12 protein-coding genes are annotated in these 14,019 nt (G+C 41.0%); 6 read left to right on the top strand and 6 right to left on the bottom strand.

The window, feature by feature from the left end; all coding sequences use genetic code 11:
• The first annotated feature begins 9 nt into the window (after positions 1–9).
• Positions 10–1,146, top strand: coding sequence for a radical SAM protein (locus tag QW284_03385; GenBank protein ID MEM0338709.1), 1,137 nt, complete (start codon positions 10–12; stop codon positions 1,144–1,146).
• A 3-nt stretch (positions 1,147–1,149) separates the two neighbouring features.
• On the opposite strand, the gene QW284_03380 is transcribed toward QW284_03385, so the two are convergent.
• Together QW284_03380 and QW284_03375 are read right to left on the bottom strand one after the other, a co-directional pair.
• On the bottom strand, positions 1,150–2,121 hold the full coding sequence (locus tag QW284_03380; GenBank protein ID MEM0338708.1) for a hypothetical protein: 972 nt from the start codon (positions 2,119–2,121) through the stop codon (positions 1,150–1,152).
• Positions 2,122–2,167: 46 nt separating this feature from the next.
• A complete protein-coding gene (locus QW284_03375; protein ID MEM0338707.1) occupies positions 2,168–2,431 on the bottom strand; it encodes a hypothetical protein in 264 nt (87 codons plus the stop codon).
• Between the two features lie 78 nt (positions 2,432–2,509).
• Between QW284_03375 and QW284_03370 the strand changes: the two genes are divergently transcribed.
• Together QW284_03370 and QW284_03365 are read left to right on the top strand one after the other, a co-directional pair.
• Positions 2,510–2,959, top strand: a complete 450-nt coding sequence (locus QW284_03370) for a hypothetical protein (protein MEM0338706.1) — start codon at positions 2,510–2,512, stop codon at positions 2,957–2,959.
• Between the two features lie 149 nt (positions 2,960–3,108).
• Positions 3,109–5,121, top strand: coding sequence for a S16 family serine protease (locus tag QW284_03365; protein MEM0338705.1), 2,013 nt, complete (start codon positions 3,109–3,111; stop codon positions 5,119–5,121).
• A gap of 180 nt (positions 5,122–5,301) precedes the next feature.
• On the opposite strand, the gene QW284_03360 is transcribed toward QW284_03365, so the two are convergent.
• On the bottom strand, positions 5,302–5,613 hold the full coding sequence (locus QW284_03360; GenBank protein ID MEM0338704.1) for a hypothetical protein: 312 nt from the start codon (positions 5,611–5,613) through the stop codon (positions 5,302–5,304).
• Between the two features lie 147 nt (positions 5,614–5,760).
• On the opposite strand from QW284_03360, the gene QW284_03355 reads away from it, so the two are divergent.
• Positions 5,761–6,756, top strand: coding sequence for a hypothetical protein (locus QW284_03355; GenBank protein ID MEM0338703.1), 996 nt, complete (start codon positions 5,761–5,763; stop codon positions 6,754–6,756).
• A gap of 128 nt (positions 6,757–6,884) precedes the next feature.
• On the top strand, positions 6,885–8,744 hold the full coding sequence (locus QW284_03350) for an ATP-dependent DNA helicase (protein ID MEM0338702.1): 1,860 nt from the start codon (positions 6,885–6,887) through the stop codon (positions 8,742–8,744).
• Here QW284_03350 and QW284_03345 read toward each other — a convergent pair.
• Positions 8,741–9,127, bottom strand: coding sequence for a phage integrase N-terminal SAM-like domain-containing protein (locus tag QW284_03345; GenBank protein ID MEM0338701.1), 387 nt, complete (start codon positions 9,125–9,127; stop codon positions 8,741–8,743). The genes QW284_03350 and QW284_03345 overlap by 4 nt on opposite strands.
• 160 nt (positions 9,128–9,287) lie before the next feature.
• On the opposite strand from QW284_03345, the gene QW284_03340 reads away from it, so the two are divergent.
• Positions 9,288–11,957 carry a cation-translocating P-type ATPase gene (locus QW284_03340; protein MEM0338700.1) on the top strand — a complete coding sequence of 890 codons (2,670 nt, stop codon included), beginning with the start codon at positions 9,288–9,290 and terminating at the stop codon, positions 11,955–11,957.
• A gap of 10 nt (positions 11,958–11,967) precedes the next feature.
• Here the strand turns inward: QW284_03340 and gapN are convergent, their stop codons facing one another.
• Together gapN and QW284_03330 are read right to left on the bottom strand one after the other, a co-directional pair.
• Positions 11,968–13,494 carry an NADP-dependent glyceraldehyde-3-phosphate dehydrogenase gene (gene gapN / locus QW284_03335; GenBank protein MEM0338699.1) on the bottom strand — a complete coding sequence of 509 codons (1,527 nt, stop codon included), beginning with the start codon at positions 13,492–13,494 and terminating at the stop codon, positions 11,968–11,970.
• 132 nt (positions 13,495–13,626) lie between these two features.
• Complete coding sequence (locus QW284_03330) at positions 13,627–13,962, bottom strand: hypothetical protein (GenBank protein ID MEM0338698.1); 336 nt, start codon at positions 13,960–13,962, stop codon at positions 13,627–13,629.
• Positions 13,963–14,019: the final 57 nt, after the last annotated feature.

Genomic DNA, 14,019 nt, shown 5'->3' with positions numbered 1-14,019 from the left:
GTGTATTTTATGGGGAGAATAACTGAATTGTATGAAAAGAAGCTTCAGATTGTAAAGGAGCTAGAAAAATTGATTGGCGAGAATAGTGCTAGAAAAGCATCTTTGGATAGCCATAGCAAGAGAGCTCCCAGACCATGTGGATTGACAATCCACACAGGTGTTGGTTGTGACTATGCATGTGCGTATTGCTACATATATGATATGGGGTTTCCTGGAAGGGTTAAGCCATATCCTCTAAAGTCTCTTGAAATGGCTTATGCCATAGCCTTGAACCCTTATGTGCTACCAGAAAAGTCTCTCCTTGCCTACGGCTCTGTTACAGAGCCTTTCCACTCTACGACGAGAGATCTTGCAGTAGAGTACATTGAAGAAGTCGGTAGGTGGCTTAAGCCGCTTAGCCAAGTATCAACAAAGAGTTTTATAGATGAGAACTTGGCTAAACAACTCAAGAGTGTAGAGCCTGATATAAGCATACTTCTATCCATAACCACGCTTAATAAGAGTAAAGAGCTGGAGCCAAGAGCTCCAGATCCAGTCAAAAGACTTGAAGGAGCCTCGATAGCTATTAAAAATGGTCTGAATGTTGCATTGTTTGTGAGGCCAATAATACCTAGTGTGACGGATAGAGAAGGTAAAAAGATGCTTGCAAAGGCTTTGGATTTTGGGGTTAGAGATGTTGTCTTCGGCTCTCTGAGGGTAACAGAGAGGATCTTGAAGAGTTTAGAGACTAGGGGCGTGAACATAAATGAGATTTTGCCTAGGATTCCAAGATGGTTTAGGGGTAGAGGAGACCAGGTAACAGTAAAGGAATCCGATATAAAGAAAAAGCTTGTTTCAATGGCACGCGATATGGGTTATAGAGTATATCCATCAGCATGTTCAGTAAACATTGCTTCCCATAACCAATTCTGTAACATGTGCTATTTAGGACCATGTGGAGACCCAAGTAAGAGGGAGAGTATATCTGAAAATGATGTAGGCGATTACCTAGAGTTTAGAGGAGTTAAGAGATTCAATATTCGCTTTAATGAAAATAAGATTTTTATAGAGTTTTGTAGAGATAGTGGAGAAGTTTCTAGAGAAGTTGTTTGGCACATTTCTATAGTTACTAGACTTAGGGTTTCTCTAAAAAGAGTAAAGTGCTAGTATCTACTTAATTACCTTCCTATCCTCCCTCAATAGATTGTTTGAACATAAACAATGCTTTAGTATATATACTGCATAGTCGTTAGCATACTTCAAATCTGATAGTGGAGCTAAAAATGTTTCTTCATAGTATGCAAAATCATTTGATATTAGATACCACGATCTATCAATTATAGCACCGAGGCTAACAACCTCGCTATCGCACACAAAGAATCCATATCTTTTTGCCTCCTCAATTAGCTGTATATACAGCAATAGGTGATCTTTGTACTGGGTTTTGCAAAAAGATGAGTTCTCCTGCGATGGGGGCAATGTAGTTATGTAAATCCTTCTATGGTTCTTCGCCGCGCTTTCCATGAGATTAGCGAGGACATCTATCAGTGAATCGCTAGGGCATGGAATCATCAATATCGCTTCTGAATACTCCAGATCACCGCTAGTAAGTTCTTCGTAGAATTTTTTTGCAACACCCCCTTCAGGTACAGCCATATTTGCTCGTAGCTTATTTTTCAATGCACCATTTTCCATAGCTGCTATTACATCTTGTGTTAGAAGCTTATTTGGTATTATGATACTTTTAAATCTAACAAAGTCTCTGTAGCCACTGATGACATGCAACAACATTGAAATGTCTCCTAATATGATATGCGAAAAGAGTTCTGGGTCAAAACATTCAGAGTATATTTCAATCCCATTCTCGTCAAAGCTTATTCCACATTTTATTCTTGGTCCGCGATCTCTACAAAGAGATATGATCTCTGTACATACAGTAGTGTCTATAAAAGCCTCGACAAAGCCCTTCAAATCTCCTTTTACAAGTTTTGATAAAGCCGATGAAGCATCAACTGGAATTGTCCTTGCCCTATTATTGATAAAATCCAGTATTATTTGACTATCTAATCTCTCCATTGGATATCTAGTATAAATCTCTTCAATGTCTATTCTTGAGTGTGGAAAGACTGTCTTTACAATCATGACTACATCTCTCCAAATCGGATGTTACTATGCAGCAATGTTTTTGTTAAGCCCCGGTATCTATAAGCTCTTCAAGCTCCTTGTCATGCGCTTTAAGAATGTGTGTAACAAACGCAGAAGCCCTTAAAAATCTTTTTTTGCAGAATGGACATATGAGAAGACCCCTATAGGGCGACAACTTCTCAATAGCTTTCTTAGCTGTTGAATACCTCTCGAAGTAGTGGTTAGAGCCAAAGAGAGGTTCTAGCCCAGCAAGCCACCTCGCAATAGATCTGATGACCTTGTCTCTGTCTCTACTCTTTAAAGCCATAAACACACCACTACTGTATACACTTATCTACCAAATATTTAAAACCTTTTCTGAAATCATCGAAATATGTGAGCATAAATGGCGTTTCTCAAAGATGTTTTAACGAGAATTAGAAGGAAAAGCGCCTCAGAGATGAGTAGGGAAGAGGCTTTAGCAGCATACGCGATCCTCTTGAGTGTGAGAAAAGAAATGGTTGAATCATTTTACAATATCGCTGATAGGAGGCTCAGAGAACTCTACGACACATTCTCAATGACCATGCTTAAACTCGACAAAGTTATACAAACTCTTAGAAGAATCATTGGTGATAGCATTATGACTGAGGAGGTAAAGCTGGCGAGAAGCGACATCGACGAGCATCTACAAAATCTCTCCCTCGAGGCATCAATGGCGTTCAGAAATTTGGTACAGAGCGCAAAGCTGTTAAAAGAGTTTTCACAGTCTCTGCCTCCACAATATCTAAAGGCGATGCTCAAAGGAATTGATGATACAATAGACAAGGTTATTAATGTTCTTGAGAATCTATAAAAAAATCAAGTACTAAATGTTTCAGCTTGATCAAATTCTATTGCAAACCATTATGTTTCATCATATTGGAAGAGCTGTTCCACAAAAAACTTTTTAATTGTATAACATTGAGATATCCTGGTTACGTCCTAGATGCATGGGGTAATAAAATGGTTTTTAGTAAAATATGTAACATAATGGCAATAGCGCTTACATTAACAGTTGTACTATGGCTGTATACAGCTTTTTCACAGGGGTATACAGTCGACGAGTCTAGACATGTTACTATAGTGGCTGTTTCGCAACTTCCAAACAATTCGTATATAGGTGTTGCTGCGGATCTCTACGTGAGAGTTGTTTGCCCTGGCCAAGGACATGTGTATGTCGAGACATATCCGCTGTCAGAAATAGATTTGCAGGCATCCACAAGAGTTGCTGCAATTGTTGCTAGTGCCGTTGCGAATAAGAGCTTCTGGAGTTGTGATTATTTCGCTTCTATAAAGTCCGACTCACCCATAATCGGAGGGCCAAGCGCTAGCGGCGTAACAGCTGTTGCCTTTGCAGCCGCGTTACTGAGGCTTCCACTAAATGAGAGTGTTGTTATGACGGGTATGATAATGCCTGATGGTAGTATTGGACCTGTTGGAGGAGTTTACTATAAGCTTGGCGCTGCTGCGTCGAGAGGTGCGAAGGTGTTTCTAGTTCCCTATGGACAGACAACAGATGTTATATACACTGTAGTGGCCCAGAGAATAGGTCCTATGACTGTCTATAGAACTGTCACACAGACTGTTGATCTCGTCTCCTATGGTGCTAGGCTAGGCGTTGTTGTTAAACCTGTTGCAAATGTCTATGAGGCTCTCCATATATTCACAAATGGGCTGTTCTCATATACAGTCGGAGGCTATGAAAATAAAATCAGCGAGATATACGATGCTCTAAAACCACAACTAGAGAATATGATTACAGATATTAAGAAAGAGATCAATAGAACAGTTGATGAAAGCAAGGCTTTAGAGCCAAGGATTAGCAACTACTATGTTCGCCAGCTTTTGAGTAGTATAGACAGTAACCTAAACGGGTATATCGCTAGTGGAAAGGCTTTGGAAAGCCAGGGACAGCTATACTCAGCAGCCTCTTCATATTTCCAAGCACTCATCTATGCATATTGGAGGCTTTACCTACTAAATGCCTTTTTGAATAGCAGCTATGTGCCAAGTGTTGCAGATAGTCTCAGGAACCAGATATACAAAGATATAGCGTATGTTGTGTCTATCTCTAGAAAGACAATAGATCTATCACAACTGTCAACAATTTTAAACACTCTTGATAGACTATACGAGGCATATATATATCTGAACAACAGCCTTTCAACAGGGTATGTAGACACCTCTACACAGTATCTCGCACTTGCCTCAGCAAGACTCTACACAGCCATGTTCTGGCAGAACCTAACAGGCTTGAATATATCGACAAATGTTTACATAAAGCCGGTAGACCTAGACTCTTTAGCGACAGTCATATCCGCACTTGCACAAAATATATACAGCTACATCATAGCGTTTTCGTCATCTGTATCGATACCTCAAAGCATATTCTCAGAGGCTCAAGCTAGATATATCATAATGTCGACTGTGAATACATCTATTGAGAGAATAGCCCTTGGAATAAGCTCCATAGGATACACGTATCTAACACTACTATCAATGTTTATGGAGAATATGAACTCATCTATAGAAGCATTGAACAGCACCGTCGAGATTCTGCTCACAAAACTAGACGATATAATACCTATTGATGTGCCACTACTCTTAGAGCTTAGCTCAACTGGAGACATCGGGACAAGGATATATAGTTTGGCAAGGCTTTCAATGCTTCTTTCGATATACAATATACTAGAGATAGAGACAGCACAACAACTAGCTCAGCCCACTACAACTGCTACACAAACAAAGGGAGCTGAGCAGAGTTTGGGTACATGCATAGTCTATAGCTATGTAACAATAGAGAGAACTGTTACCACAACACAAACACAGGTATACACATATCAAACACCATACACAGTCACACAAAGTGCCATACCCACTACATCGGAAAAATTCAACATAATAACCCTTGCAATAGTGGTATTAGCTATAATAGCCATAGCAATAGCACTAAGATTCATAAAAACCCAAATCTAATTGAAATTGTGCAACACTAAACTAAATTTTTGAACAAGCATTTCACGGTGGAAACAAAATGTTTTACATAGATTATTTACATATTAAAGGGCTCTGCATCTAGACAGCTTGTGGTCTATGCCAAAATAAAAACCTCTGCAAATTTCTATATTATTGCATTAATATGGAAAACAAACAAGACTACTGCTTTTTGCTATTTGCAAAAACACTTAGAACTGCGTGGAAATGGTCTCTATAGCCATTTGCTTCAGCAAGCCATGTCAAAAGCCATGGCGAATATAAAACACCTTTTCTTGTATCTCCATTGCCATTCAGCTTTTTGCCGTTGTTGTGCCCATTTCCAGGAAAGCTGCTTGTGGCATGCCCCAGCGGCTGGTTTAGAAATGTCTCAACCGCTTTGATCACCAGCGGAATGTCCTCCTCTCTAACACCGCCATCAAGAGATTTTATAGCTATTACAAAACCGTTTCTCTCCACGATAACCGCGTCCAAAGCTGCCACCCTGTGTCAACACTCTTATTTAGAAGGATTCTATTGCAGTGGGGGCTAGATAAAACTTTCGCAGGGAGCAATAATAACCAGTGTGCTTATATTCGGCATAAGACTCTGTTTTCTGATTGCAGAGGATAGTGTGATCCAATGGGCAGGAAAATTAGGACTAGAGAGGGCTTTTTAGTTGATTCTGAGACTGGTGAGGTTGTCGATGAGAGTCCTCTAGAGTTTTCAGATGGTGTGTCGTGGAATGTTGATGCATGTCCTGATGAAGAGGCTGTTGAGAGGATTATAAATAGCATTGTGCCTGGTCTTGTAGAGCTTCTCAAGCTATATCTGAAGAGAAGCTTGTGTGGCACTAGCTACTCTGAGATTGAAAGCGTTTTAAGTGGTATTTGGGGCTCTGACGGGGCTCAGATAATAGGGAGGATTCTTAGGAAGAGGCTTGCAGATGAGATAGATGTCCACGAGGCGAGAGCATATGATTTGGCGGGGCTAGCTGGATTGGCTACATATAGATGTTTTAGAAGAATTGGTCGAGAGCCTCAAGAGATAATAAAGGCTATAGAGTCTGTTGTTCAAGGTTATGAAGGTTCTTCAGTAACATCATCTGTCTATGCACTTATACAGGAGATTAGAGGGTGTAGGGGGAAAACCCTTGTTAGATGGGTGTCAAAACCCCTTAGAAACCAAATAGACATAGCATATGCTTCACAAACACTTGGAGCAGAAATCAAATCCATTGGAAAGTTGCAGTATATAACAACAAAGATCCATGGACTAGGGGTGCAGATAACCCAAAACAAAGTAGATGTATCGTCGAAAGCTAGCGAAGTGGAGAAAGTCGTTGAGGTTATCAGTTATCTGAGTAGAAGACTAGGGGTAGAGCTGTCAAAACCGATACCATTAGTAGCAACAATAGTGATAAAACTGCCATTCAAAATAAACATAAGGGCTTTGGCATATCATGAAAAAGGAGAGTTGCAGGGGTCGAGAGCCAAAATAGCGAGAGAGTATTATACACTATTAGCATATCCGACAACAATAAACATATACGCTAAACTGGATGGCATAATAGACAAGATAGAGAGTATAGTAGCAGAGGCTCTGCCAACAGTATGTACATACATAGAACAAAAGTGATGGACAGTTTGTGAGAATCTCCATAGCTTCTGACAGATTAAAGCAGCCGAATGTTCAATACTATACTTCATGAGCCTGGGAATAAAAATCGAGATGTTGTGTCCAGTTATTGGAGTGGCTGCTTTTAATTGTGTTTTCTGTGTTCATATTTTGATGCGGTGTTTTGTATAGAGCTTGGAGATTTTCCATATCAGAGGCCTAGGCCTGGCCAAGCTGAGTTTGTGAGGTTTGTTTCTAGCAGATTTGGTGTGGGGGATGTACTAGTTTTCTCTGCTCCCACAGGTTTTGGCAAGACTATATCTATCCTATACTCGCTCAAGATACTGCTAGACAAGGATGTTTTCGATAAGATTCTATATGTTGTGAGAACTAGAAATGAAATCGACCCCGTTATTAGAGAGGTCAGCTTGCTTGGGCTCAGATTCGCTGTTCTATATAGCGCTAGGAGGATGTGTCCAATTGTCAGAAACAGTAGCATTTCTGTTGAGGGCTTCTGGTTTATATGCAATGCTCTCAGCATCCAAGGAAAATGCCCATACCGTTCAAGAACCAACACTTTACCGCAACCCATTGTAGCTTCTGCCATTTCTAGCTGTAGAGATCATGTATGCATCGCAAAGAGTCTTGCCGATAATCTTGGCATCTGCCCATACTTCTCCTCTATAAGCCTATTCGACTATGTACAGCTCTTTGTAGCTACATATCCATACATATTCAAGGAGAGGATATGGAACGCTATATTTAGCGACAAAGATGTTTCGAGAGCTGTTCTTGTTATTGATGAGGCGCACAATCTTTTGAATATTGGTGGTATTGCAGGGGAGAGCATATCCATCAATAGTGTTAGAGATGCTGTTAAAGAGGCTGAGAGCCTTTCTGTAGATAGTGATACAATTGAGTTTCTTAAGAAACTCAGCTCCCTAGCAGTAGAAAGTGGTGCAAGGGGCTACAAACATATAGACAAAAGCATTATTGGATTGGACAAGACTCTAGTTGATAAACTTGAGGCAACAGTCTTCAACTCAATGACTAGATTGCTTAGAGGCTCTGATACCGATGTGGAGAAAGTTGAAAAGCTAGTGGCATCTCTATCTAAGGTCGCCAACTTTGCAGATGTTGCTGTACAAGAGGATTATGAGCTGTTTTTGGCTAGGGGCTTGGGTGGAGATATTTTGTTGTCTGCTATGCCCACATCCTACGAATTTCTCAGGAACATCTTTGAGAGGTTTGCAGGCATTGTGTTGATGAGCGCTACACCACCATCAAACGAGTTTCTGAGAAATGTTGTTAGAGTCTCTAAAAACGTTATTAGGGTTGATGTTGAGGATTTTGGCTCTAGAAACTTTCTCAAGGAGAATACAACAGCAGTTATATTCACTGGCGCAACTACGAGCTATAGGCTTAGAGGCGAGAATGTTTATAGAACATATGCAAACATCGTAGAAACTGTTTACAGGTTCTCTGGAAAGGGGGTTATAATGGCTGTTTACCCAAGCTATGAGGTCATGAAGTCTATTCTAAGATATGTTACCAACGTCGATAATATGATCTCCGAAGGTTCGGAGCCACTTTCAGAGATTGTCGAAAATGTGAAGAGCTTTGACAAGGTTGTTCTAAACGCTGTTGCTGGAGGCAGACTCTCTGAAGGTATTGAAATTGTGGCCAATGGTGAAAGCCTGATAAAAACAGTGATTGTTGTTGGCATACCTTATCCACAGCCAGACGACTATACAAACGCTATTGCAAATGAGATTGAGAAGAGCGGTGGAGAATCCATAGACTATTTTAGGGAGCAAGCCACAATTAGAATTCTCCAGGCTGTTGGAAGAGCAGTAAGATCCGATAAAGACTATGCACTAGTTATTCTAGCTGATAGAAGATTCCTCGGAAATTCTATAACGCCTAGACTAGGCCTCAGGATAAGATTTGTTACAAAAAGCTTAGAGGACGTTGCAAAAGTTGTTAAGATGTTTTATGAACAACTCTAAAATCTCTCTTTATACCAATTAACAAAGTCTTTGATTGCCGACCTAGCATGTTGAACATACGACTGGGAGTACTTGGATGAGATGTCGCTAACATACTTTTCCAAAACCTCCTCGCTCGGCTCAAAGCCATTAGCCTCACACCACTCTACAAATCCTTTTACAACCCTAATCTTTGTCTTCTTAGTTTTGTCAGAGTATCCACTTAAACTGGCTTCATATTCATTCAATACATCGTCAAATGATACCACAAGCTTCTTATTATTCTTAACCCACTCATCCAAAACTCTGTTAACAAGTGTGTCTACGTCTATGCCAAGCCTCTTCGAAGCTATTGAAAGCTTTTCTGCGAGGTTTTCATTCAAAATAATGTTTCTTTTACTCATGTTTGCACCAAAGATTTTGTTGCATTCTCTATATATTTAAAATTGCTACCAAATCAAGCAGAAGAAAACTTTTTCAACTAGTGGACATGCTAAAATGGACTTCCACAACTTGCATTCAAAAACTTTTTTTCCCTATTCAACTAACTACAGCTGGGTTGCAATGAACGCAGATAGTCTACCATGGCATTCACTAACAATAGAAGATGCTGTTAAGAAACTTGGCACAAGCATTACCAGCGGGCTTACTGAGGCAGAAGCAGCTAGAAGACTTAGATTGTTTGGAAGAAATGAGATAAAGGCAAAGACCAAAACACCTATTGAAATGTTTATTGGTCAGTTCAATAACATACTCATTATAATCCTACTCATTGCAACAGCTATTTCAGCCTTTCTTGGCGAGCTCTTCGACGCTGTTACCATAGCCATAATAGTTGTTATGATGGCTCTATTCGGCTTTATCCAAGAGTATAGATCTGAGAAGATCATACAGTCTCTAAAGAGGCTTGCCACACCGCGTTGCAGGGTTATCAGAGATGGCAAAGAAGTTGAGATACCATCTACAGAGCTTGTGCCTGGGGACATAGTAATTCTCAGAGAGGGTGATAGGGTACCAGCTGATATAAGACTCATTGAAGCTGTTGATCTAGAGGTTGACGAGTCTCCATTGACAGGCGAGTCAACACCTATTGAAAAAGATGCTAGCGTTGTGCTAGACCCCTCGACAATTGTTAGTGAAAGGTCTAACATGGTTTTTATGGGGACATACATCGTTAAGGGATTTGCCAAGGGGGTTGTGGTTGCAACTGGGATCTCCACAGAGCTTGGCAGGATTGCAAAGGCTGTTGCAGAAGCTAAAGAAGAGAAGACCATACTTGAAATGGAGTTAGACGATTTTGGCAAGAAGATAGGTGTTGTGATAATAGGCATTGCCGCAGTTGTTTTTGCAACTTCTCTTATTGAGGGCTGGGCAGGGATTCTAGAATCATTTATGATATCTGTTGCGCTTGCCGTAGCCGCTATACCAGAGGGTCTTCCAGCAATAGCAACAGCTGTTCTAGCAATAGGTGCTCATAGAATGGCTAAGAAAAACGCTTTGGTAAGGAGGCTTGCAGCTGTTGAAACCCTTGGGTCGGTTGATGTCATTTGCACAGACAAGACCGGTACTATCACCAAGGGCGAGATGACTGTAAAGATTGTGAGAACCTATGACGATGTGTGCAATGTTGATGGGTCTGGATACAGCCCAGAGGGAATGATCAGATGCAGCAACAATAGCAATGTAACAGATCTCCTAAGGTTTATCGCTGCACATACATACAGCGATGTCAAACTTGTTAATGATAAGGGTATCTGGAGGGTTGTGGGTTCCCCGACCGAGGGCGCTGCTCTGGTTTTAGCCTATAAGGGTCTTGGCAGAGAAGGTGTTGAGAAAGCTGTTTCAGAGCTACAACTTGTGAAGGTATATCCGTTTGACAGATTCAGAAAGAGGAAATCAACTATCCACAGATTTGGGGATAAATACATAGCCATTGTTTCAGGTGCTCCAGAAGGACTCCTAGAGATATCGAAGATGATATACTCTAACGGCGATATCAAACCCATTGATGAGCAAATCAGAAAAACTGTTGCTAGGTATATCGAGGAGCTTGCATCCCAGGGATATAGAACCTATGGCATAGCATTTAAGACTCTAGACAATTTCTCTGATGATGTACCTGTAGAAGATGTTGAAAAGGATTTGGTTTTCTATGCTGTTCTAGGCATTATCGACCCCCCTAGAGAGGGGGTTGCAGAAGCTATTAAAATTGCTAAGAAGGCTGGGATAAAAACTATTATTGTAACAGGAGACCACAAATTAACTGCCATGGCCATAGCAAGGATGATCGGGCTTGATGTCGATAATGGGCTTGTTCTTGAGGGGAGAGAACTGGATAGAATGGGCGACGATGAGCTGGCTAAAATAATTGACAAGGTAGTTGTATTTGCTCGTGTGACCCCAGAGCACAAGGCTAGGATTGTGAGGGTACTTAAGAGAAAGGGCTATAGAGTTGCTATGACTGGGGATGGTGTAAATGATGCACAGGCTTTGAAAGAAGCCCACATTGGGATTGCCATGGGTGTTAGGGGAACAGATGTTGCGAAAGAGGCTTCACAGCTAATACTTCTAGACGACAATTATGCTACTATTGTGGAGGCTGTTAAAGAGGGTAGAATCATATACGAGAATTTGAAGAAGCCTATAAACTATCTTTTGACGGCTAATATGGGCGAAGTGGCAACAATCTTCGGATCACAACTCCTTCTAATGCCATCACCGCTAGAGCCCGTGCACCTTCTATGGATAAATGTTGTCACAGATGCTTTGCCAGCTGCCGCCTTAGGTGTTGAGCCTCCAGAGCCAGGCATTATGGATAGGCCTCCTAGACCAGCAGGAGAAAGGTTTGTGACGAGAAGAAAACTTGGTTACTACATCGCTATGGGCTCGCTGATAGGGGTAACAACGCTATGGATATTCAGCATGTTTAGGGGGGTCTCACTAGAGTTTGCAAGAACAGCTGCCTTTACAGCAATTGTTTTATCTGAGTTTGGAAGAGCTTTGTCATCTAGAAGCGAGCAGCAGAACTTTTGGAAGCTACCGAGAAACAAGTGGCTTGCACCAGCTCTCCTATCGTCGCTAGCTCTTCAGCTGTTAGCAATATACACACCCTTGAACAAATATTTCCATATAGTACCAATAGATATTAAGGTATGGCCCATTCTATTCCTAGCGCCAATAGTCATAATAATAGTTGATGAAGTAAGAAAGGTTTTGGGGATAAAAATTAGCTAGCTAGTTTATTTTATAGCGTGTATCTCCAGACTCCTCTACCCCTATAGTTGTAGACAATAGTCTTATATGCTGTTACATACTCTATGGAGTAGCCTATACCCTCTCTACCAATCCCAGAGTCCTTCCTGCCACCAAATGGGTAGTAGCCAACTCCATGCCTAGGCATATCATTTATGTATATGGCTCCCACATCCAAATATCTTATGAGCCTCCTGATCTTAGTCATATTCTCTCCAAATATTGCTGCATCTAAACCATATCTCCTACCATTTGCCAGCTCTATGGCTTCGTCAAGCTCTCTAAAACTTGTCATTATGGCTACTGGAGCGAATACCTCCTTTCTATAGAGGATACTGTTCTTTAGAGCATTCTTATCTTTGAACTCTATCAGCGTTGGCTCTACATATGTTGGGCCAAGCCTCTTGCCTCCATAGAGTATTATTCCACCCAACTTCACAGCATCTTCAATGGCATTCATCATATTGTCTACAGCTTTAGAGTCTATTAACGGCCCCATTACTGTGGTCTGCTCTCTCGGATCACCTACTCTAACCTTTGACAGCTCCTCCACAAGCATTTTCTTCAAATTCTCGTATACAGGCTCTTCAACAAGAATAAGCTTTATAGCATCGCATCTCTGCCCAGCATAGCTGTATATCCCAGCTGCTATCCTCTCTGCAGCTAGTTTAAGATCTGCATCCGCCAAAACAATTGCTGAATCGCCGCCACCAAGCTCCATAACAAACTGCTTTATGCCAGCCTTTTCAATAACCTTTCTACCCGTTTCACTACTGCCAGTAAAGCTAATTGCGTTAATCCTATTGTCTGACACTATCCTATCGCTCTCCTCCCCAGGCACAGTCAAAACAGCTAGCGCATCCTTTGGAAAACCACTTTCTTCAAGAATCTTCGCAAGCAGTATTACAGGTAGTGGATCAGCTGAAGGAGGTTTAACAACAATAGCATTACCAGCTACAAAGCTATATGCAATCTTCGATACTGTGTCAAACAGCGGATAGTTAAATGGTATAATTGCTAGAACAACGCCAACAGGCTCTCTTCTAACAATAGCCTCAGTCTCTATAGTTGTCTGATCCCAGTCACCAGGCATATACTCTCCGAAGACCTTTCTCGCATCTAGATCAGCAGACATAAGCCTATCGATACTGGCATTTACCTCGCCAAGAGCTTGGGAGCGTGTCTTGCCAGCATTCAGAACAAGAACCTCTGCAAAATCTTCTTTCAGCTCCTCAAGTTTTTTAGCAGCCCTTTTCAAAATGTCTAAACGTTTCCAGCCAGGCAAATCCCTAACAGACCATCTCCCAGAGCTGTAAACAGTAGACAGAGCTCTGTCGATGTGTTCCCAGCTGAGCTTAGACACCTTGGCTATGACTGTTAGATCTATAGGCGTTTTTACCTCTAGGTAATCCCCACTATCAATCCATTCACCAGCTAGATATGTCTTGTAGTAGACCATCCCATCTCTCTCAACAAACACGTCCTTGAATAAAGATGATTTTGGCTTTGCCAAAACCATAGCCAATCACATATTTACATATTCTCATAGATAATTTTATTTTTTGCCACTATGACAAATATATTATGATGCTTGAATGTCGATGAAATGTCACAGCCATCTAAATTCTTGACCGAACTATTTATTGCTTGGTTATGGGCCAACAACCCTCTTTGTAATGTTCGACAAGAGATCGTTGAAATAGTTGGACGCTCTATTTATTAGCATGGGAAGCGCTGTTGCAAGAACAATACTTGATAGGAACATTGCTATAGCAGCTACGGCGGCAATGAACTCACTTTCTGTTGTTAAAACCACTGTAGTTCCAATCAACAGTATTATCAGAGAAAAGACCGTTATTACCACAAGAGCAACTGTGTTTTGCAACACATCTGCAACTAGGGTTGCTGGACCCACAAAAATGTAGAGAATCACAGCTACAGCAATAGCTATAGCAATAGATGTTATTGCCAGTCTATACTTCGGCATTATATTTCAATCCAGAGACAGTAGAAATATCTTGCAAAATAAATTAAATATTTTCAT

Origin of the sequence: Ignisphaera sp. (genome assembly GCA_038735125.1) — an archaeon.
Taxonomy (GTDB): Archaea; Thermoproteota; Thermoprotei_A; order Sulfolobales; family Ignisphaeraceae; genus Ignisphaera.
The sequence above is the reverse complement of the archived record's forward strand: the minus strand, read 5'-3'. Positions and strand labels throughout refer to the sequence as shown.